This is a genomic window from Micromonospora sp. NPDC049257 (assembly GCF_040678915.1).
Lineage (GTDB): Bacteria > Actinomycetota > Actinomycetes > Mycobacteriales > Micromonosporaceae > Micromonospora > Micromonospora antibiotica.
Window position 1 is genome coordinate 20,670 of sequence record NZ_JBFAQU010000011.1, and the last position, 20,232, is coordinate 40,901.

The 20,232-nt window shown below is 72.2% G+C and carries 16 protein-coding genes; 14 read left to right on the forward strand and 2 right to left on the reverse strand.

Annotation, left to right across the window (positions count from 1 at the left end; all coding sequences use genetic code 11):
• Nucleotides 1-15: 15 nt before the first annotated feature.
• From AB0K25_RS17805 to AB0K25_RS17845, 9 genes are all read left to right on the forward strand, one after another.
• Nucleotides 16-1,938 (forward strand): glycoside hydrolase family 13 protein, encoded by a 1,923-nt coding sequence (locus tag AB0K25_RS17805; RefSeq protein WP_363821211.1) that lies wholly within the window; start codon nucleotides 16-18, stop codon nucleotides 1,936-1,938.
• A gap of 361 nt (nucleotides 1,939-2,299) precedes the next feature.
• Nucleotides 2,300-2,641, forward strand: a complete 342-nt coding sequence (locus AB0K25_RS17810) for a hypothetical protein (RefSeq protein WP_091252785.1) — start codon at nucleotides 2,300-2,302, stop codon at nucleotides 2,639-2,641.
• Between the two features lie 272 nt (nucleotides 2,642-2,913).
• Nucleotides 2,914-3,984 (forward strand): BMP family ABC transporter substrate-binding protein, encoded by a 1,071-nt coding sequence (locus AB0K25_RS17815; RefSeq protein ID WP_219470653.1) that lies wholly within the window; start codon nucleotides 2,914-2,916, stop codon nucleotides 3,982-3,984.
• A gap of 257 nt (nucleotides 3,985-4,241) precedes the next feature.
• Nucleotides 4,242-5,792: an ABC transporter ATP-binding protein gene (locus AB0K25_RS17820; RefSeq protein WP_363821342.1), complete on the forward strand. Its 1,551-nt coding sequence runs from the start codon at nucleotides 4,242-4,244 to the stop codon at nucleotides 5,790-5,792.
• 76 nt (nucleotides 5,793-5,868) lie between these two features.
• Nucleotides 5,869-7,194, forward strand: a complete 1,326-nt coding sequence (locus AB0K25_RS17825; RefSeq protein WP_219466954.1) for an ABC transporter permease — start codon at nucleotides 5,869-5,871, stop codon at nucleotides 7,192-7,194.
• A 3-nt stretch (nucleotides 7,195-7,197) separates the two neighbouring features.
• The gene (locus tag AB0K25_RS17830) at nucleotides 7,198-8,478 is read left to right on the forward strand and encodes an ABC transporter permease (protein ID WP_363821215.1); all 1,281 of its coding nucleotides are present in this window, start codon (nucleotides 7,198-7,200) and stop codon (nucleotides 8,476-8,478) included.
• A gap of 160 nt (nucleotides 8,479-8,638) precedes the next feature.
• Nucleotides 8,639-9,349 carry a cytidine deaminase gene (locus tag AB0K25_RS17835; RefSeq protein ID WP_363821218.1) on the forward strand — a complete coding sequence of 237 codons (711 nt, stop codon included), beginning with the start codon at nucleotides 8,639-8,641 and terminating at the stop codon, nucleotides 9,347-9,349.
• Nucleotides 9,350-9,401: 52 nt separating this feature from the next.
• Complete coding sequence (locus AB0K25_RS17840) at nucleotides 9,402-10,682, forward strand: thymidine phosphorylase (RefSeq protein WP_219466964.1); 1,281 nt, start codon at nucleotides 9,402-9,404, stop codon at nucleotides 10,680-10,682.
• Nucleotides 10,683-10,817: 135 nt separating this feature from the next.
• Nucleotides 10,818-11,498, forward strand: a complete 681-nt coding sequence (locus AB0K25_RS17845) for a DUF4272 domain-containing protein (RefSeq protein WP_208568640.1) — start codon at nucleotides 10,818-10,820, stop codon at nucleotides 11,496-11,498.
• A 95-nt stretch (nucleotides 11,499-11,593) separates the two neighbouring features.
• Here AB0K25_RS17845 and AB0K25_RS17850 read toward each other — a convergent pair whose 3' ends face one another.
• A complete protein-coding gene (locus AB0K25_RS17850; RefSeq protein WP_363821345.1) occupies nucleotides 11,594-12,643 on the reverse strand; it encodes a putative RNA methyltransferase in 1,050 nt (349 codons plus the stop codon).
• A gap of 235 nt (nucleotides 12,644-12,878) precedes the next feature.
• Here AB0K25_RS17850 and AB0K25_RS17855 point away from each other — a divergent pair, with 235 nt between their 5' ends.
• Nucleotides 12,879-13,955: an adenosine deaminase gene (locus AB0K25_RS17855; RefSeq protein ID WP_208568638.1), complete on the forward strand. Its 1,077-nt coding sequence runs from the start codon at nucleotides 12,879-12,881 to the stop codon at nucleotides 13,953-13,955.
• A 1-nt stretch (nucleotide 13,956) separates the two neighbouring features.
• On the opposite strand, the gene AB0K25_RS17860 is transcribed toward AB0K25_RS17855, so the two are convergent.
• Entirely contained in the window at nucleotides 13,957-14,367 is a 411-nt protein-coding gene (locus AB0K25_RS17860; protein WP_255597883.1) for a uridine kinase, read from the reverse strand.
• 385 nt (nucleotides 14,368-14,752) lie between these two features.
• Between AB0K25_RS17860 and AB0K25_RS17865 the strand changes: the two genes are divergently transcribed.
• The 4 genes from AB0K25_RS17865 (at nucleotide 14,753) to AB0K25_RS17880 (ending at nucleotide 19,882) form a co-directional block, all read left to right on the forward strand.
• Nucleotides 14,753-18,412 (forward strand): nitrate- and nitrite sensing domain-containing protein, encoded by a 3,660-nt coding sequence (locus tag AB0K25_RS17865; protein WP_357536195.1) that lies wholly within the window; start codon nucleotides 14,753-14,755, stop codon nucleotides 18,410-18,412.
• A complete protein-coding gene (locus AB0K25_RS17870; protein WP_067304724.1) occupies nucleotides 18,409-18,813 on the forward strand; it encodes a roadblock/LC7 domain-containing protein in 405 nt (134 codons plus the stop codon). The genes AB0K25_RS17865 and AB0K25_RS17870 overlap by 4 nt, the downstream gene beginning before the upstream one ends.
• A gap of 96 nt (nucleotides 18,814-18,909) precedes the next feature.
• On the forward strand, nucleotides 18,910-19,287 hold the full coding sequence (locus AB0K25_RS17875; RefSeq protein ID WP_088643989.1) for a DUF742 domain-containing protein: 378 nt from the start codon (nucleotides 18,910-18,912) through the stop codon (nucleotides 19,285-19,287).
• A 1-nt stretch (nucleotide 19,288) separates the two neighbouring features.
• The gene (locus AB0K25_RS17880) at nucleotides 19,289-19,882 is read left to right on the forward strand and encodes an ATP/GTP-binding protein (RefSeq protein ID WP_088643912.1); all 594 of its coding nucleotides are present in this window, start codon (nucleotides 19,289-19,291) and stop codon (nucleotides 19,880-19,882) included.
• The last annotated feature ends 350 nt before the right edge of the window (nucleotides 19,883-20,232 follow it).

The following is a 20,232-nucleotide window of genomic DNA, read 5'->3' on the forward strand; positions in this document are numbered from 1 at the left end:
CCGAAAGGCCACGCCATGTCCCTGTCGCCGCACCACGACGGCTCGGCGCTGTACGTGCCCGAGCAGGAACCCGCCCTCGGGCAGACCGTGCCGGTCTTCGTCCGGGTACCCGACGGCACCGACGTCCGGCAGGTGCACGTCCGCACCACCGCCGACGGTGAACCGCGTTTCGTCGAGGCCACCGTCGACCGCCACGACGGCCACGACGTGTGGTGGCGGGCCGACGTCGAGGTCCGCAACCCGGTCAGCAACTACCGGTTCATGCTGACCGGAACGACCGGCTACCGCTGGCTCAACGCCGCCGGTCAGGTCGACCACGACGTGCCCGACCACGGCGACTTCAAGCTGGTCAGTCACGCCCCGCCGCCGGCCTGGGCCCGGGACGCGGTGATCTACCAGATCTTCCCCGACCGGTTCGCCCGCTCCGCCGCCGCCGCCGACCGCACCCCGCCGGACTGGGCGATCCCCTGCGACTGGGACACCCCGGTCATCGGGTACGGCCCGCAGACCCCACGCCAGTTCTACGGCGGCGACCTCGACGGCATCACCGAACGGCTCGACCACCTGGACCGGCTCGGCGTCAACACCGTCTACCTGACGCCGGTCTTCCCGGCCCGCTCCAACCACCGCTACGACGCCGCCGGCTTCGACACCGTCGATCCACTGCTCGGCGGGGAGGCGGCGCTGGTCCGGCTGGCCGACGCCGTCCGGGCCCGGGGCTGGCGGCTGCTCGGCGACATCACCAGCAACCACACCGGCGACGCGCACGAGTGGTTCACCCGCGCCCTGGCCGACGCCGACGCCCCCGAACGGGAGCTGTACTACTTCGACCCGGCCACCGGCTACGAGTCGTGGAACGGGGTGCGATCGCTGCCCAAGCTCAACTGGGGCAGCGCCGAACTGCGCCGCCGCTTCGCCACCGATCCGGACTCGCCGCTACGCCGCTGGCTGCGTCCGCCGTACGGGCTGGACGGGTGGCGGGTCGACGTGGCCAACATGACCGGGCGGCGGGGCGCGGACGCGTACACCCACGAGGTGGCGCGGTTGCTGCGGGAGGTGGTCGTGCAGACCCGCCCCGACGGGCTGCTGCTCGCCGAGCACGGTCACGACCACACCGGTGACCTGGACCGCGACGGCTGGCACGGCACGATGAACTACGTCGGCTTCACCGACCCGGTCTGGTCCTGGCTGCGCCGCGAGGGCCCTGCCCACCGGCCGGCCGGCGCACCGGGTCCTGCGGGTTCTGCGGGCGGGCGGGGGCCGGGGCCGGGGGGCTTGTCGGGGCAGGGCGGTGAGCCGGTGCCGAACTTCCTCGGGACGCCGGGCGGGGTGCGGCGGCGGGACGCCCGTGCCGTGCTCGCCACCATGGACAGCTTCCGGTCGCTGATCTCCTGGCGGTCGTACACCCATTCGTGGCAGTTGCTCGGCTCGCACGACTCGGCCCGGATCCGCACGGTGGTTGGCGACGCGGCCCGGCAGGAGGTGGCCGCCGGGCTGCTCGCCACCATGCCCGGTACCCCGGTGGTCTTCGCCGGTGACGAGCTGGGCCTGACCGGCGGCAACGGCGAGGGCTCGCGTACCCCGATGCCGTGGCACCGGCCGCAGAGCTGGGACGCCGGGACGTTCGCCGCGTACCGGGCGTTGCTGGCGCTGCGGCGGGACACCCCGGCGCTGCGGCACGGCGGACTGCGCTGGGTGCATGCGGACGCCGACACACTGGTCTTCCTACGCGAGGCGACGGCCGGCACGGTGCTGGTACTGGCCCGCCGGGCCGCCGGCCCACCGGTGCGGCTGACCGGCCTGCCGTACGGGGGCAGCGCCGCATCCCGTCCGGCCGGTGAGAACGTCTACGGGGGCGCCCCGGCCCTGCACCCGTCCGCCGACGGCAGCACCACCCTTCCCGGCGACGGCCCCACCTTCCAACTCTGGCACCTCTGACCCCCACCCCACCCGCCCCGCACCCCCGCACCCCCACCCCGCACGCCCACCCCCGCACCGCCCGCGCCCCCGCACCACCCCGCGCCCCGCACCTCCACACCACCCCGCCCACCCCCGCCCACCCCCGCTCCCGCCCCACCCGCGCCCGTCTTGCCCTTTCCGTGGGGGTCTCCTGGAAGATCGTGCTCGAACCTGGTTGTAGTGGCTTCCGTGCGAGCAGGCCACTACACCATGGTTCGAGCACGATCTTGAGCTGCGGAGCGTGGGCGGGCGGCCTGCCGTGGCCGGGGGAGATCACGGATTGAGCTCAGCCGGCGGGGCACCTACTACAAAGTGTCGTTGATGGGGGAGGATGGCTCGCGTGGAAGCTCTCCGACTGATCCTTCTCTACGTCCATCTGATCGGCTTCGCGCTGCTCCTCGGCGGTGCGGTCGCCCAGTACGTCAGCGGCCGGCTGCGGATCAACGCGGCCATGCTCTGGGGCTCGGTGATCCAGTTGCTGACCGGCGTGGGCCTGTCCGCGCCGCTACGTGACGGCGACGAGCCGGCCCCCGCGAAGCTTGTTACCAAGTTGGTGCTGGCCCTGCTCATCTTCGTCATGGTCTTCTTCTCCCGGAAGCGGGAGCAGGTGGCCCGTGGTCACTTCCTGGCGATCGTCGGGTTGACCCTGGTCACGGCCGCCGTGGCGGTGTTCTGGCGGTAGCCGGCGACGGTCGGCGGGGCCGCCGGGAAACGGGCGTTCGCGACACCGGGCCGGTCGGCACTGGCACGCTGAGTGATGTGCCCCACGCCCGGGTTACGCCGGGATAACGAGCGTTCAACAGTCGTGCACGATTGGCGGCCGGTGGGTGGACGGCGGGCTACGCTCCCGTCCGTAACGTGGGATGCCGGCGGCACAACGCTCGCCGGTTCAAGGGCTGCCACCGCACGAGGCGGTGAGCAATGGAAGGAGACGTCTTGCGCTCTGTGCGTGGGATGCGGATCGCCTCTGCCATCGCGGCGGGTGGGCTCGTGCTGGGTGCCGCCGCGTGTGGTGAGGCGCCGGACGACGACAACAACGCCGGTGGCAGCGGCGACAAGAAGTACAGCGCCTGCATGGTGACCGACGTCGGCGGCATCGACGACAAGTCGTTCAACACCTCCGCCTGGAAGGGCCTGGAGGAGGCCAAGAAGGCCAACGACAAGATCGACATCAAGTACGTCGCGTCCAAGGCCGAGGCGGACTACGAGGTCAACCTGACCGGGTACGTCAACCAGAAGTGCGACTTCATCCTGGCCGTCGGTGGCCTGATGCAGGACGCCACCAAGAAGATCGCCGCCGCGAACCCGAACCAGCAGTTCGGCATCGTGGACGCGAACCCGGCCACGGCCAACGTCTACCCGATGCAGTTCGACACCGCCCAGGCCGCCTTCCAGGCCGGTTACCTGGCCGCCGGGATGACCAAGAGCGGCAAGGTCGGCACCTACGGTGGCCTGCCGATCCCGCCGGTGACCATCTTCATGGACGGTTTCGCCGACGGCGTGGCGCACTACAACAAGACCAAGAGCAAGAACGTCCAGGTGCTCGGCTGGGACAAGGCGACCCAGAAGGGTTCCTTCACCAACGACTTCGCCAAGCAGGACGAGGGCAAGAAGGTCTCCGACGCGCTGGTCGCCCAGGGCGCGGACATCGTCATGCCGGTCGCCGGCGGCGCGGGCCTCGGCACCACCTCCGCGGCGAAGGCCTCGGGTGGCAAGTACTCGGTCGTCTGGGTCGACGTCGACGGCTGCGAGAGCACCCCGGACTGCGCGGCGCTGCTGACCACCGTGGTCAAGAACATCCCGGACGCCGTCAAGGACGCCGTGCTCAAGGCCGCCGGTGGCGAGAAGCTCGCCGCCACCCCGGGCTTCGTCGGCAACCTCGCCAACAACGGTGTCTCGATCGCCCCGTACCACGACTTCGACAGCAAGGTCCCGGCGGACCTCAAGGCCGAGGTCGAGAAGCTGAAGGCGGACATCGCCGCCGGCACCATCACGGTCACCTCGAAGGCCCAGCCGACCAAGTGACCGCCGCGTCGGCCGCCGCGATGGGATCATCGGCAGCGGAGGCCGGCGGGCACCAGGCATGACGACCGGCCGTCCCGGCGTACGTGGGGAATCCACGGGCGTCGGGGCGGCCGGTCCGCGCACCGGCCGGCCGGCACCCCGGTGGCCGGTCGACCGGCAGCTAGGCTGCACCATCGCTCGCACTCCAGGAGGTTGCGCTGAGACTCGAACTGCGCGGCATCACCAAGCGGTTCGGTGATCTGGTCGCCAACGATCACATCGACCTGACGGTGGAGCCTGGAGAGATCCACGCCCTGCTCGGCGAGAACGGCGCCGGCAAGTCGACCCTGATGAACGTGCTCTACGGGCTCTACCAGCCCGACGAGGGCGAGATCCTGGTCGACGGCCAGCCGCTGCGGCTCAAGGGCCCCTCGGACGCGATCCGGGCCGGGATCGGCATGGTGCACCAGCACTTCATGCTGGTGCCGGTCTTCACCGTGACCGAGAACATCATGCTCGGCGCGGAGCAGGTCCGGGGCGGCGTCGTCGGCTTCCTCGACCGGCGGCGGGCCCGCCGCGAGGTGGCCGAGGTCTCCGCCCGGTACAACCTGCGGGTCGACCCGGACGCGGTGATCGAGGACCTGCCGGTCGGCATCCAGCAGCGGGTCGAGATCGTCAAGGCGCTCACCCGCGACGTCGACCTGCTGATCCTGGACGAGCCGACCGCCGTGCTCACCCCGCAGGAGACCGAGGAGCTGCTCACGGTCATGCGGTCGCTCAAGGCGGCCGGCAAGTCGATCGTCTTCATCACCCACAAGCTCGGCGAGGTCAAGGCCATCGCCGACCGGATCACCGTGATCCGGCGGGGCCGGACCGTCGGCACCGCCTCCCCCGAGGCGAGCCGGGACGAGTTGGCCGCGCTGATGGTCGGCCGCAACGTCCGGCTCACCGTCGACAAGCAGCCCGCCACCCCGGGGCGGCCGATGCTGGAGGTCGCCGGCCTGGTCGTCGACGACGACCGGCAGATCCGCGCGGTGGACGGCATCGACCTGACCGTTCGCGCCGGTGAGGTGCTCGGCGTGGCCGGCGTGCAGGGCAACGGGCAGACCGAGCTGATCGAGGCGATCATGGGGCTGCGCCCGACGCTCGCCGGCACGGTGACCCTCGACGGCGAGCCGATCCACGGCTGGTCCACCAAGAAGGTGCTCCGCGCCGGGGTCGGCTACGTCCCCGAGGACCGCAGTGTCGACGGCCTGGTCAAGGAGTTCAGCGTCGCGGAGAACCTGGTCCTCGACATCTACGACCGGCCGCCGTTCGGCAAGGGGCTGGCGCTGCGGCCGGACGCGATCGCCTCGTCGGCGCGGGAGCGGATCGAACAGTTCGACGTGCGTACCCCGTCGGCGGACGCGGCGGTGGGCACCCTCTCCGGCGGCAACCAGCAGAAGGTGATCGTGGCCCGGGAGCTGTCCCGGCCGCTGAAGCTCTTCATCGCCGCCCAGCCCACCCGGGGCGTGGACGTCGGCTCGATCGAGTTCATCCACAGCCGGGTCATCCGCGAGCGCGACGTCGGCACCGCCGTCATGGTCGTCTCCAGCGAGTTGGACGAGGTGATCGGCCTCGCCGACCGGATCGCGGTGATGTACCGGGGCCGGATCATCGGCATCGTCGGCCCGGACACCCCGCGCGAGGAGATCGGCCTGCTGATGGCCGGCATCACCCCCGACGCCGCCGGGTCGGCCCCGGCGGGCGACCCGACCGGGGTGGCCGACGGTACGACCGGCGACGCGGCACCGACCCCCGAGAGCCCTGGCAACGAGGACGAGGCATGAGCGAGCGGCAGCGAGTGAATCATCGACACCGCGCCCCGGTGCCTCCCGCCGGCACCGCGTGCAGCGAGGTGACGGCATGAGCGACCCCAACCCGGTGTCCGGCTCCCCGGACAAGGAACCGGCGACCGAGGCGGAGCTGACCGCGACCGGCAAGGCCGACCGGGGCGCCACGATGACCGCACCGAAGCAGCCCGCGCCGGGGCCCCGGCCCACGCTGGGCCGGCTCTTCCTGGACAACCTCTGGGCCGCCAACACGGTGACCGTCACCGTCCTCGCTCTGGTGCTGGCGATGCTGGTCGGCGCGGTCCTGATCATCGTGTCGGACCCGGAGGTGCTGGCCACCTACGGCTACATCACGGCCCGCCCGGCCGACGCGCTCGACGCCAGCTGGACGGTGGTCAGCGAGGCGTACGCCAACCTGTTCAAGGGGGCGGTCTTCGACCCGGAGGCGTCCGGCTTCACCGCCGCGATGAGCCCGATCTCGGAGACCCTCACCTACACCGCGCCACTGGTGTTCACCGGCCTGTCGGTCGCGCTCGCCTTCCGGGGCGGGCTGTTCAACATCGGCGCGCAGGGCCAGGCGACGATGGGCGTGATCCTGGCCGCCGTGGCCGGGTTCGCGTTGCCGCTGCCGCCGGTGGTGCACCTGGTCGTCGCGTTGATCGCCGGTGCGGTCGGCGGCGCGGTCTGGGGTTTCGTCCCCGGCATCCTCAAGGCCCGGACCGGTGCGCACGAGGTGATCAACACGATCATGCTCAACTACGTCGCGGTCTACTTCCTGTCCTGGATCATTGTGCAGAACGGTGTGCAGAACCCGGACCGGGCGGACGCGATCAGCCGCCCGGTCGACTCCTCCGCCGCGCTGCCCCGGCTGCTCGGCGACAACCTGCGGGTGCACGCCGGGATTCTGCTCGCGGTGCTGGCCACCTGGGCCATCGCCTGGCTGCTCAACCGGTCGACGCTCGGCTTCGAGCTGCGGGCCGTCGGGGCCAACCCGGATGCGGCGCGGACCGCCGGCATCAGCGTCACCAAGACGTACGTGCTGGTGATGGTGATCGCCGGGATGCTCGCCGGCCTCGGCGGCAGCCAGATGGTGCTGGGCTCCACCGCGAACGCGCTCACCCCGCTGGTGATCGCGCAGATCGGCTTCGACGGCATCCTGGTGGCGCTGCTCGGCCGGGTGAAGCCGTGGGGGGTGCTGCTGGCGGCGCTGCTGTTCGGCGCGCTCCAGGCCGGTGGCAACCGGATGCAGTCGTACTCCGGGATCTCGCTGGAGCTGGTCACCGTGCTCCAGGCGCTGATCGTCATCTTCATCGCCGCGCCGGCCCTGGTGAAGGCGATCTTCCAGCTCCGGGCCGCCCGTGCCGCCCGGTTGCAGACGAGCCTCGCGAAGGGCTGGTGAGGCATGTCCACCACCGCTGTTCCCGACGTCGCCGTGGCCGCGGTCGACGAGGGTTTCTGGACCCGCCCCCGTAAGGTCGGCCTGGTCCTGCTGGCGTTGGGCGTGCTCGCCGCCGTGCTGTTCGGGGCGCTAGCCACCGGCCAGCAGGCCCGGTTCACCCTCAGCGAGACCGAGGGCGGCGCGGCGCTGGAGATCCAGGGCACCCTCGGCGCGATCCTGTTCGGGGTCGTCGCCGCCGCAGCCGGCGGCGCGCTGCTGGCCGGGGTCCCGAAGCGCTGGTTCACAGTGGTCCTCGGCGTGGGGCTGGTCGGCTTCGTGCTGAGCTTCCTGTGCTGGCAGGTCTCCGCCGCCCCCGAGGGCCGCAACTTCATGCCGATGGTCAACATCGTGCGGGGCACCTTCATCCTGGCCCTGCCGCTGGTCTTCGGTGCGCTCGCCGGGGTGCTCTGCGAGCGGTCGGGCGTGGTCAACGTCGCCATCGAGGGGCAGTTGCTGATGGGCGCGTTCAGCGGCGCGCTGTTCGGCAGCCTCAGCGGCAGCGTCTGGGTGGGTCTGGTGGCGGCGGCGATCGGCGGTGCGTTCATCTCGCTGCTGCTGGCCGTCTTCGCCATCCGCTACCTGGTCGACCAGGTCGTCATGGGGGTGGTGCTCAACCTGCTGGCGGTCGGCGTCACCGGCTTCCTCTACGAGCGGCTGATGCAGACCAACGCCGACAAGTACAACAGTGCGCCGCGCTTCGGCAACTGGGAGATCCCGCTGCTGAAGGACATCCCGCTGCTCGGCCCGGCGCTGTTCCGGGGCAACATCTTCCTCTATCTCGGCCTGCTGCTGGTGCTCGTCATCCACCTCGCGCTGTTCCGGACCCGGTGGGGTCTGCGGACCAGGTCGGTGGGCGAGCACCCGACCGCCGCCGACACCCTCGGGGTCAAGGTGCTGGGCCTGCGCTACCGCAACGTGCTGCTGGCCGGGGTGGTCGCCGGCATCGGTGGCGCGTCGTACACCCTGGCGCTCTACAGCTTCACCAAGAACATGATCGGCGGTAAGGGCTTCATCGCCCTGGCCGCGTTGATCTTCGGCCGGTGGAGCCCGACGGGGGCGCTGCTCGCCGCGCTGTTCTTCGGCTTCGCCGACCAGCTCGCCACCTACCTCGGCGCGATCGGCAGCAGCATCCCCAGCCAGTTCCTGGCCATGCTGCCCTACCTGGCGACCATCCTGGCGGTGGCCGGGCTGGTCGGTCGGGTCCGGGCGCCCGCCGCCGACGGCAAGCCGTACGTCAAGGGCTGAGAGACCGGCCCGGTGCGGGCCCGGCGGGGACCTCCCTGCCGGGCCCGCACCGTTCCCGACGACGCCGTCCGGGTACGGCCCGCCGGGCGGCGGTGGACGACGGGCGGCTGACCGGCACCCTTCCCGCACCCGGGCGGGGTGACCTGGGCAGAATGAGGGGATGAGCGAGATCGACTGGGAGCGTCTGCGGGCCGCCGCCACCGAGGTGATGCGGCACGCCTACGTGCCGTACTCGAAGTTCCCGGTCGGCGCGGCGGCCCTGGTCGACGACGGCCGGGTGGTGGTCGGCTGCAACGTGGAGAACGCCGGCTACGGGGTGACCCTCTGCGCCGAGTGCGGGGTGGTGTCGGCGCTGCACGCGACCGGCGGCGGGCGGCTGGTCGCGATGTCCTGCGTCGACGCGAACGGTGAGCCGCTGATGCCGTGCGGCCGGTGCCGGCAACTGCTCTGGGAGAACGGCGGCCCGGAGTGCCTGGTCGAGTCGAGGACGGGCCCGCTGCGGATGGCGGAGCTGCTGCCGCACGCCTTCGACGTGGCCGACATCGAGGCGGTCGTCTGCGGGACCCCGGTGCCGGTGGTGCCGGACCGGTTGGCCGCCTGGCGGGGCCGGGGCACCGTCTTCGTGCACCCGGACCTCTCCGCCGGGCAGCAGATCTGGACGGCGTACTGGGAGCGGTCGGCGGGGGACACCGACGAGGCGGGGCCCGGGGTGCTGGAGGAGGGGCCGAGCTGGGGCGACCCGGCGGAGGCGATCAACTGGGGACTGGCCCGGACGCCGAGGGTCGTGGTGGTGGACGCGGAGGGCACCATCTTCTGGGCCGGCGAGGGTGAGCCGCCGCTGGAGATCCCGGCCCGTTGGGCCGCCTCCTGACCCGTCCGGCCCTCACGCCGGTTACTGCAACGACTTCAGAAGGAACTCAACGGTGAGTGCTTTTACCGCGGTCGACGTCATCCGGGCCAAACGGGACGGGGGTGTGCTCAGCGACGGTCAGATCGACTGGGTGGTCGACGCGTACACCCGGGGGCTGGTGGCCGACGAGCAGATGTCGGCGCTGGCCATGGCGATCCTGCTGCGCGGCATGACGGCGGCGGAGATCGCCAGGTGGACCGCCGCGATGATCGCCAGCGGGGAGCGGCTGGACCTGTCGGCGGTGGCCCGGCCGACGGTCGACAAGCACTCCACCGGCGGCGTCGGCGACAAGATCACCCTGCCGCTCACCCCACTCGTCGCGGCCTGCGGCGGTGCGGTGCCGCAGCTCTCCGGCCGGGGGCTCGGGCACACCGGCGGCACGCTGGACAAGCTGGAGTCGATCCCCGGCTGGCGGGCGGCGCTGAGCAACGACGAGTTCATCGCCCAGCTCCGCGACGTCGGCGCGGTGATCTGCGCGGCCGGCGCCGCACTCGCCCCGGCCGACCGCAAGCTGTACGCGTTGCGCGACGTCACCGGCACCGTGGAGGCGATCCCGCTGATCGCCAGCTCGATCATGAGCAAGAAGATCGCCGAGGGCACCGGGGCGCTGGTCCTCGACGTCAAGGTCGGCTCCGGCGCGTTCATGAAGAACGTGGCCGACGCCCGCGAGCTGGCCCGGACCATGGTGGCGCTCGGGGACGCCCACGGGGTGCGCACGGTCGCCCTGCTCACCGACATGTCCACCCCGCTCGGTCTGACCGTCGGCAACGCGATCGAGGTGACCGAGTCGGTGCAGGTGCTCGCCGGTGGTGGCCCGGCCGACGTGGTGGAGCTGACCCTGGCGTTGGCCCGGGAGATGCTCGACGCGGCCGGTCTGCCCGACGCCGACCCGGCCGCCGCGCTGCGCGACGGGCGGGCGATGGACGCCTGGCGGGCGATGATCCGCGCCCAGGGTGGGGACCCCGACGCCCCGCTGCCGACGGCCCACGAGACCGAGGTGGTCCGGGCCGACACCGACGGCTACGTCGAGTCGGTCGACGCGTACGCCATCGGGGTGGCCGCGTGGCGGCTCGGCGCCGGCCGGGCCCGCAAGGAGGACCCGGTCAGTGCCGCCGCCGGGGTGGTGCTGCACAAGCGGCCCGGCGACCCGGTGCGGGTCGGCGAACCGCTGTACGAGCTGCGCGCCGACGATGCGACCCGACTGCCGGCGGCGGCTGCGGAGGCCGCCCGCGCGGTGCGGGTGTCGACCGTCGCGCCGACGACGTCGCCGCTGGTCATCGAGCGGATCGGCTGACAGGTCGTCACCCCTGGCGGCCGGTCGACCGACAGGGGTCGGCCGGCATGGTGCCGGTCGCAACGGAACGCTATCCTCCCTGGTCAGGGGGACCGAACGGCGGTGACGCCGCGTGAGCAGACAGGGAATCCGATCGTGCTGGTAGCCGCGCCCGATCCCCGCGAGGTCCGCGAGGCGAGCCTCGACGAGTTGTCCCGGCTGCGCCTGCCCCTGCCACCGACCCAGTTTCCCCTGGTCTGGGAGCCGGGCGACGAGATCGAACTGCGTCCCACCGTGGAGATCGAGGCCCGCATCGCGGTGCTGCACCTGATCCTGGCCCGCTGCTTCGGGATGCCGGCGCAGACGGCGATGAGCTGGTTGCTCGACTCCCACCTGGTCGACATGGTCACCCCGCCCGAGTGGCAGTTCGTGGTGGGCGGCAAGGGCGACCACCGCTCGTTCGTCCTGCACCACGACGCGCTCTTCTCGCTGTCCTGGGTGCTGGGCCTGAGCAAGCAGCTCGACCCGACCATCCCGGTGGACGAACGGCTGGTGGAGCGGATGCCGTACCTGGCCGGGGGGGAGACCTTCGGCCAGTGGCGGGCCCGCATCCTGGCCGCCCCGCAGCACCCGGCGGACGCCGCCGCCCTGCTCGACCTGCACTACTGCCTGGACTGGGCGTACCTGGAGGTGGAGAAGTCGGGGCACCGGCTGCCCGGCCTGGTGGACGCGAACGCGATCGGCCAGCGCCGGTGGGCGTTGGAGTGGGCGGTGATGCTGCGCGGCCCGTACCACGACGAGCCGCCGGGCTGGGAAGAGGTCGACCTGTCCACCTGAGCCGGTGGCCCGCCAGGCCCCTCGTGGGCCAGTGGGCCGGCGGGTCCCCGGGCACGTCGTGGTCGACGGGGGCGGTTCCCCTGGTGACACCGTGGTCAGCGGGGACGCCAGGTGGTCAGGCGTACCGACGCGGTCACCGTGACCGGGGTGGGCAGCGCGTCGATCGCGGCGGCGAGCCGCGCCGGGTCGGTGTGCCAGGCGCTCGGCCCCATCCCGACCAGGGTGGCCACCTCGGCCCGGTCGAGGGTGAGCCGGGCGGTGTGCACGGCGGTGTGCTCCGGGGTGAACCGCCCGGCGAGGCTGTCGGCGACCCGGTCGGCCTTGGCCGGGTCGACCCGCAGCAGCCCGAGCACGTCGACCAGCTCGGCGAGGTGGGCGTCGGTGGGGGTGACCACCAGCAGCACCCCGGCGGGGTGCAGCACCCGGTGGAACTCGTCGCCGTTGCGCGGGGCGAAGACGTCGAGCAGCACGGCCACCGACCGGTCGGCCAGCGGTAACCGCTGCCAGGTGTCGGCGAGCGCGGCGGCGGCCCGGGGGTGGGCGCGGGCGGCGCGGCGCAGCGCCGGCTTGGCGACGTCCAGGGCCAGACCCACGGCGTCGGGCAGCGCCGCCAGCACCGCCGCGAGGTGCCGCCCGGTGCCCGCCCCGGCCTCCACCACCAGCGGGTACGCCCCGAAGCCCACCCGCTCCGACCCGCCTACCGCCCGGTCCACCTCCCCGCTCGCCTCGGCCGGTCCGCTCGCGGCTGCCGGCCCGGCCTGGGCTGCCGGTCCGCTGACCTGGGCCGGCCCATTTCCCGTTGCCGGGGTCGATGCTGGCAGCCTGTTCGCGGCTGCCGGTCCGGTCGGGTCGGCCGGTTCGCTGGCTTCGGCCGGTTCGCTCGCTTCGGCGGGGCCGGTGGGCGTTGACAGGGCGGATGCCGCCGCCTCGGCCAGGGTGGACGAGATCATGTCGTAGTGCCCGGCGGCCAGGAAGTCGGCGCGGGCGGCGACCATCTCGGCGGTGTCCCCGACGTGCGGGGCCCGGCCGGCGAGCAGGGTGACGTACCCCTGGCGGGCCAGGTCGAAGCTGTGCCGGCGGGGGCAGCGCAACGCGCGGGTGTCGGTGGCGGCGGCCAGCGGCTGGGTGCAGACCGGGCAGCGCAGCCGGGCGACGATCTGTGGGTGCGTCGCGTCGACGGGCTGCTCGAACGGGTGCGGCGCGGTCACCCGCAGCAGCCTACGGCGCACGGCCGGCCGGGCCGCCGGCATGTCTGCCCGATGCGCGGGTCCCGCGCCCGGGTCGGCGGGTCAGCGGGTCGGCGGGTCGGCGGGTCGGCGGGTCGGCGGGTCGGCGTGAGCCTGATCGCGGTCCGTTGGGGGGCGTGACTAGGGTCGGGGGATGGTCGCAATCCGATACGAGGACATCGTCAAGGTCCCGAAGGCGCTGCTGCACGATCATCTCGACGGCGGCCTGCGGCCGGCGACGGTCGTCGAGCTGGCCGCCGAGGTGGGGCACGAGCTGCCGAGCACCGATCCGGAGGCGCTCGGCCGGTGGTTCGCGGAGGCGGCGCACTCCGGTTCGCTGGAGCGCTACCTGGAGACGTTCGCGCACACCGTCGCGGTCATGCAGACCGCTGCGGCGCTGCGCCGGGTGGCCCGTGAGTGCGCGCTCGACCTGGCCGCCGACGGTGTGGTGTACGCCGAGGTCCGGTTCGCCCCCGAGCAGCACCTGGAGCAGAACCTCACCCTGGACGAGGTGGTCGAGGCGGTCGTCGCCGGGTTCGTGGAGGGCAGCGCGGAGGCCGCTGCGGCGGGCACCCCGATCCGGGTCGGCACCCTGCTCACCGCGATGCGGCACGCCGCCAGGTCGCAGGAGATCGCCGAGCTGGCCGTCCGGCACCGCGACGCCGGGGTGGTGGGCTTCGACATCGCGGGTGCCGAGGCCGGTTTCCCGCCCACCCGCCACCTGGACGCCTTCGAGTATCTCCAGCGGGAGAACTTCCACTTCACCATCCACGCCGGTGAGGCGTTCGGCCTGCCGTCGATCTGGCAGGCGATCCAGTGGTGCGGGGCGGACCGGCTCGGCCACGGGGTGCGGATCGTCGACGACATCACCCCGGGTCCGGTGCCGACGCTCGGCCGGCTGGCCGCGTACGTGCGGGACAAGCGGATCCCGCTGGAGCTGTGCCCGTCGTCGAACGTGCAGACCGGCGCGGTGGCGTCGATCGCCGAACACCCGATCGGGCTGCTGCGCGAGCTGCGGTTCCGGGTGACGGTGAACACCGACAACCGGCTGATGAGCGGCACGTCGATGTCGCGGGAGATGGCGCTGCTGGTGGAGAACTTCGGCTACGGCTGGAAGGAACTCCAGTGGTTCACGGTCAACGCGATGAAGAGCGCCTTCATCCCGTTCGACGAGCGGTTGGCGATCATCGACGAGGTGATCAAGCCGGCGTACGCGAAGCTGATCGGCTGACTCAGCGGTGCGGGTGGCCGGCGACCAGGTCGGCCACCCGGCGCAGGATCTCCCGCGCGTGGGCCGCCTCGGCGCCGAGGCCGGTCTGCCGGCGCAGCACCGCCGGTTCGGCGCGCAGCAGCGCCACCCCGCGCCGGATCAGCACCTTCGGCGCCTTGCGCTGCTCGGACAGGTCCCGGGCCAGCCGGCGGACGAAGGTCGCCCCGCGCGGTCGACGCAGCGCGTACGCCCCGGCGAGCAGCCCTCGTCGGCGGCACTCCTCGACGATGTCGGCGGCGAAAATCCCTTCGGCGATGAAAAGTGGCGATCCGGTCACGTCAAATGGCCGGGTGGCCACCCGGCGATCCGCACCGATCGCATAGACGGGCACTTCGGCCCGGCCCTGCTGGGCCAGTCGGTCAATTGTCTCCACGGCCGTTCCCGCGTCCCACGACTCGGGCGCGTCCCAGTCGACCAGTCCGTTTCGTCGCGGCAACGTAGGGTCATCACCGTTCTTGTAGAAGTCGTCCAGGCAGAGCACGGGAAGGCCGGTTCGTTGCGCTATATACGACTTTCCGGACCCGGAGGGGCCGGCGAGGAGCACGACGCGGTGGCGATATTCCATTACTTTGGGTAACTCCGGAAAGACGGATTGCGATCAAATTGCATCAACATCTCATCACACCTCCGGCGACCGACAACCTGGGCTTTCTCTTTCAGGGGAGGCGTGATGGAATCTCGGAGGTCCGACCCGCCGGGTCGGCTGCTGGGCGTTGCCCGTGGCAACGCGGAGACGCTGTAATCGCGAGGGCGGTGACGTGAGCAAACGGCCAACGACGGCGAACTCCTTCCTGTCGCGTCTGCGTCGGCCGGCCGGCCGGCTCCGCGACATGCCGATCTGGTCCAAGCTCGGGCTGATCATGATCGTGCCGACCATCGCCACGGTCGTCGTGGGCACCAGCGGGCTGGTGGACCACCTGCAGACGCTCAACAACGCCAACCGGGCCGGCGACCTGGCCAACCTGGTGGGTTACTCCGGTGACCTCGTCAACACCCTCCAGGACGAGCGCACCAACGCCGTCCTCCTGCTCGGGTCGCCGAAGGGGCAGGCTCGCGCGCAATACCAGGAGGCGTACAACCGGGTCAACCAACGGGTCGACCAGTCGAAGTCGCCCTACTCGCAACAGCGCGCCGAGATCGAGGGCCTGCCGGCGACCCTGGAGGCGCAGCTCGACCGGATCGACAGCGACCTGACGGAGATGCCCGGCATCCGCAGCCAGGTCTACAACGGCAAGCTCCGGCTCAGTGAGGCGGTCAGCCGGTACACCGGCCTGATCAACAATCTGATCACCATCCGTGACTCGGCCACCCAGCTCGCCGGTGACAACGACCTGAGCGACCAGATGCGCGCCGCCGCCGCGATGGCCCGCGCCAAGGAGTACGCCTCCGTCCGCCGGATCGCGGTGCACCAGGTGCTGCTCCAGAAGGCGTACACGCCCGCCCTGCGGGAGCTGTACATCTCCAGCAACACCGGTGAGCAGCAGGCCCTGCAGAGCTTCCAGGCGGTGGCCAGTCGCGCCGAGCGCGAGTTCCAGGACCAGACCATCTCCGGCTCCGACCGGCGTCAGGCGGACATCTACGCCGGCCAGGTCAGCGCGCTCAACAGCGACAAGCTCGACGGCCTCACCTTCAGCACCGACCAGTGGGACGCGGCCATGGTCGCGTACGCCCAGCTCAACCGGTCCGTGGAGGTACGCCTCGACAGCGACGTCGTCGCCAAGGCCGACGAGTTGCGCTCCGACGTCCAGCGTCAGGTCTTCCTGGAGACCGGCCTGCTGCTCAGCATGCTGCTGCTGGCGATCCTGTTCGCCTACCTGGTCGCCCGCTCGATGGCCCGTTCCCTGCGCGAGCTGCGTCAGGGTGCCCTGTCGATCGCCCAGTTCGGGCTGCCGCAGGCGGTGGCCCGGCTGCGGGACCCGCAGTTCACCGGGCAACAGTCCCCGGCCCAGTTGGCCAACCAGATCGCCGAGCCGCTGCCGGTGCGCAGCCGCGACGAGTTCGGCCAGGTGACCGAGGCGTTCAACGCCGTCCACCTGGAGGCCGTCCGGACCGCCGCCGAGCAGGCCGCACTCCGCTCCTCGGTCGCGACGATGTTCGTCAACCTCGCCCGCCGCTCGCAGATCCTGGTCGACCGGCTGATCGGCCACCTGGACCGGCTGGAGCGCGGCGAGGAGGACCCGGACCGCCTGGCCGAGTTGTTCCAGCTCGACCACCTGGCCACCCGGATGCGCCGTAACGACGAGAACCTGCTGGTCCTCGCCGGTGCCGACTCCACCCGGGTGCAGCGCGAGCCGGCCGCCCTCATCGACGTGCTGCGTGCCGCCCAGTCCGAGGTCGAGCACTACACCCGGATCGAGTTCGGGGTCATCGACCGCGACATCGAGGTCTCCGCGCACGCGGTCAACGACCTGGTCCACCTGGTCGCCGAGCTGTTCGACAACGCTACGGCGTTCTCCCCGCCGGACTCCCAGGTGATGGTCGAGGCCCGCCGGGTCGGTGACCGCGCGTCGCTCTACGTCGAGGACCGGGGCATCGGCATCAGCGCCGAGCAGTTGTCCGATCTCAACGAGCGGCTTGCCACCCCACCCCAGGTGGACGTGGCCGTCTCCCGGATGATGGGCCTGGTCGTGGTGGCCCGGTTGGCCTCCCGGCACGGCGTCAAGGTCGAGCTGCGGCCCGGCACCGACCGGGGTACCGTGGCCGAGGTCGTCCTGCCCACCTCGGTGCTGGTGCCGCGTGCCCTCACCGGCCGGGCCCCGGGCACCCCAGGACTGCCGGGCCCCGGCCCCCAGTTCGGCGGTGCCGCGCCGGCCTTCGGTGGTTCCGCCCCGACCCCGGCCTTCGGTGGCAACGGCACCTCGCCGGCCTTCGGCGGCAACGGCACGTCGCCGGCCTTCGGCGGTGCCGGTGCCCCGCCGGCCTTCGGTGCGCTGCCCGCGCTCGGCAACGGCCAACCGCCCGCCCCCCGACAGGGCGATTCCGGCAACCAGGTCACCCTCGGCGGCCGGCCCTTCGACCCGGCTCCGCGCAACGGCTCCGCCGCCCCGGCCAACGGCGGGCGCGGTCTGCCCGCCTGGTCGGACCTCACCGGTGCCAGCGGGATCAACGGCAGCGACGGGTTCACCCCGCGACCCACCAACGGGCAGTCGATCGATCCGCTGCCCCAACGGCGCAGCACCGACGACCCGGACAACACCGCCCAGCAGCCGGTCATCCCGCGTCAGCTGCCGAGCAGCCCGGAGGCCCGGCCGTACAGCTCTCCGCCGGTCCCGCCGGTGTCGGCACCGCCGCTACCGCCGGCGTACCCGGTCGCACCGGTCTCCGCCCAGCCCGTGTCGGGTCACCCGGTGTCGGGCCAGCCCGTGTCGGGTCACCCCGTGTCGGGCCAGCCGGTCTCCGGCTACCCGGTTTCCGGTCAGCCGATGTCCGGCTACCCGGTGTCGGCGTCCCCGTACGCCGGTCACCCCGGCCCGGCTGCGCCGGTGTCCGGTTCGCCCGGTGCCCCGCTGCCGTCCCGGCCCACCTCCGGCGGTGCTGCCCCGGGTGCCGGTGCCCCGCCGGCCTGGCCGCCGGTGGCCAATCCCGACCGGGACACGGCCACCCCGCCGGTCCCCGAACGGCTCTCCGCCGCCCTGGACATGACCACCGAGCTGCCCCGGGTGCCGCGCGCCGAGCCGACGCCGGCACCCCGCCAGCCGACGCCGCCGCCGGTGCGGGCCGCGCAGCCGGCAGCCAACCGGCCGTCAGCGCCGCAGCAGGTCCCCCAGCAGCGGTACGCGGACGAGACGATGGAACTGCCGATCTTCCGGGAGCTGGAGTCGGCCTGGTTCCGCACCCGCAAGCCGGGTCCGGAGGAGTCAGCCGGTGCCCGACAGTCGTTGACCAATGGCGCGGGGACCTCCCAGTCCGCCGTCGACACCGCCATCCACCCGGCCCAGTACACCGCACCAGGGACGACAGGTAGCGCACCGATGGCAGACACCGCGCCGGCCGGGGGCGTGCCGCGTGACAACGGGTCGACAGCGAACGGGGGATTCGCCGGTCGCGGCGACGGCCCGCCGGCCCGCCGCCCCGCCCCTCAGCCCAACTCCTGGCAGACCGCCGCCGACGACGGTTGGCGGGCGGCGGTGGCCGCGACCGAGGCACCGGTGGCCGGGACCACCCAGACCGGCCTGCCGAAGCGGACGCCGATGGCGCAGCTGGTGCCAGGGGCGATCGAGAAGCCGGCCGCGTCGGTGCAGCGACGTACGCCGGAGGCAGTCAGGGGTCTGCTCTCGGCCTACCATCGAGGTGTGCAACGCGGCCGGACCACCTCGGACAACCCCACCAACCCGGACGCGACTCCGGGCGGGCAGCAATCCTCGCCGTCTGGCTTCGGCCCGGCGGGCGGGAGCGGGCAGAAGGAGCAAGAAGGATGACAACTACGCAGGATCTTGGTTGGCTGCTGGCCAACTTCGCCGACCGGGTGCCGGGTGTCGCGCACGCGGTCGCGGTATCCGCCGACGGCCTGCTCCTCGCTTCGTCGCGCGACCTGCCCCGGGACCGGGCCGACCAGTTGGCCGCGATCGCGTCCGGCCTGGTCAGCCTGACCCAGGGGGCGGCCCGCTGCTTCGAGGGCGGCGCGGTGTTGCAGACCGTCGTCGAGATGGACAACGGCTTCCTGTTCCTGATGTCCATCTCGGACGGCTCGTCGTTCGCCGTGCTGGCCGCCCGCAGCTGTGACGTCGGTCAGGTCGGTTACGAGATGGCGTTGCTGGTCGACCGGGTGGGCGACGCGCTCACCCCGCAGGCCCGTACGGCTGTCGGGATGATGGGCTGACCGGGCTGACCAGTTGGTCGGCACGGAACGACGACAACAACGACGGGTTCCACCGGGCGAGAGCCGGTGCCGGGGGCGAAGGAGGTGAGTGGCGAGATGGTCGATCGTGACGAACCGACAGGTGCGTTGGTCCGGCCGTACGCCGTGACCCGTGGTCGCACCCGTCCCCGGCTCGACATCGCCTTGGAGGCGCTCGTCGAGACGACGGTGCGCGGTCGCGCTGCTGCCGGTGGCAACGGCGGTCAGGGCCGGGAGCACCAGTACATCGCCGCGCTGTGTGACGGACGTGTGCAGTCGCTGGCCGAGATCGCGGCGCGGATGCAACTCCCGCTCGGTGTGGCCCGGGTGCTCATCGCCGACATGGCGACGGACGGCCTGGTCGCGGTCCACGAGCCGACCATTCTGGACGACTCGGACGACGCGGTGGGCACTGAACTGCTGGAGAGGGTGCTGAGTGGACTTCGCAGGCTCTGACATGTCGCAGCGGCCGCCTGCCCCGAACGGGCGCGTGACGTCGGCGAAGATCGTTATCGCCGGTGGGTTCGGCGTCGGCAAGACGACGCTGGTCGGCTCGGTCTCGGAGATCACGCCGCTGACCACCGAGGCCATCATGACCTCCGCCGGTGTGGGCGTCGACGACACCCGGCAGGTGCCGGGCAAGACGACGACCACGGTGGCGATGGACTTCGGCCGTATCTCGATCGACCGGGATCTGATCCTGTACCTGTTCGGTACGCCCGGTCAGACGCGGTTCTGGTTCATGTGGGACGAACTGGTCCGGGGTGCCATCGGTGCCGTGGTGCTGGTCGACACCCGCCGGTTGGCCGACTGCTTCGCGGCGATCGACTTCTTCGAGCACCGGCGGTTGCCGTACCTGGTGGCCATCAACTGCTTCGACGGGATGCAGTACCACGACCCGCAGGACGTCCGGGACGCGTTGGCGATCTCGACCGACGTCCCGGTGGTGGCCTGTGACGCCCGTAACCGGGAGTCGACCAAGCACGTGCTGATCTCGCTGGTCGAGTACGTCCTCACCATGCGGCGGTCGCGCGCGGTCGCGCCGGCCTGACCGACTCCGACGCGCCCGGTGGCGGCCCCTGGCCGTTACCGGGCGCGTTCGCGTTCCCGGCGGTCATCGCGGGCGGGTCGTGCGACCGCTGTGGGGCCACCTGGGCGACGTCGACGCCCTGGGGGTCATCCGGGATGCGGACGCGGTGCCGCACGGTCGGTACGACGACGCTGGCCCGGCCGGAAGAACCGGGCCGGGCCAGGGTGGAACCATCAGACTGTCAGGACCGGTATCCGGCGGAGCGGAACTCGTACTCCCGATCGTCTTCCCGCTCGGTCGGGTCGCGGCTGAAGTCCCAGCCGCCGGCCGCCTCACGGCCCGGCCGGCCGCCGACGGCGAAACCGCCGATC

Coding starts and splice junctions, on each gene's coding strand:
- AB0K25_RS17805 (WP_363821211.1), top strand. CDS start 16: ATGTCCCTGTCGCCGCACCACGACGGCTCGGCGCTGTACGTGCCCGAG.
- AB0K25_RS17815 (WP_219470653.1), top strand. CDS start 2,914: ATGCGGATCGCCTCTGCCATCGCGGCGGGTGGGCTCGTGCTGGGTGCC.
- AB0K25_RS17825 (WP_219466954.1), top strand. CDS start 5,869: ATGAGCGACCCCAACCCGGTGTCCGGCTCCCCGGACAAGGAACCGGCG.
- AB0K25_RS17830 (WP_363821215.1), top strand. CDS start 7,198: ATGTCCACCACCGCTGTTCCCGACGTCGCCGTGGCCGCGGTCGACGAG.
- AB0K25_RS17835 (WP_363821218.1), top strand. CDS start 8,639: ATGAGCGAGATCGACTGGGAGCGTCTGCGGGCCGCCGCCACCGAGGTG.
- AB0K25_RS17855 (WP_208568638.1), top strand. CDS start 12,879: ATGGTCGCAATCCGATACGAGGACATCGTCAAGGTCCCGAAGGCGCTG.
- AB0K25_RS17870 (WP_067304724.1), top strand. CDS start 18,409: ATGACAACTACGCAGGATCTTGGTTGGCTGCTGGCCAACTTCGCCGAC.
- AB0K25_RS17875 (WP_088643989.1), top strand. CDS start 18,910: ATGGTCGATCGTGACGAACCGACAGGTGCGTTGGTCCGGCCGTACGCC.
- AB0K25_RS17880 (WP_088643912.1), top strand. CDS start 19,289: ATGTCGCAGCGGCCGCCTGCCCCGAACGGGCGCGTGACGTCGGCGAAG.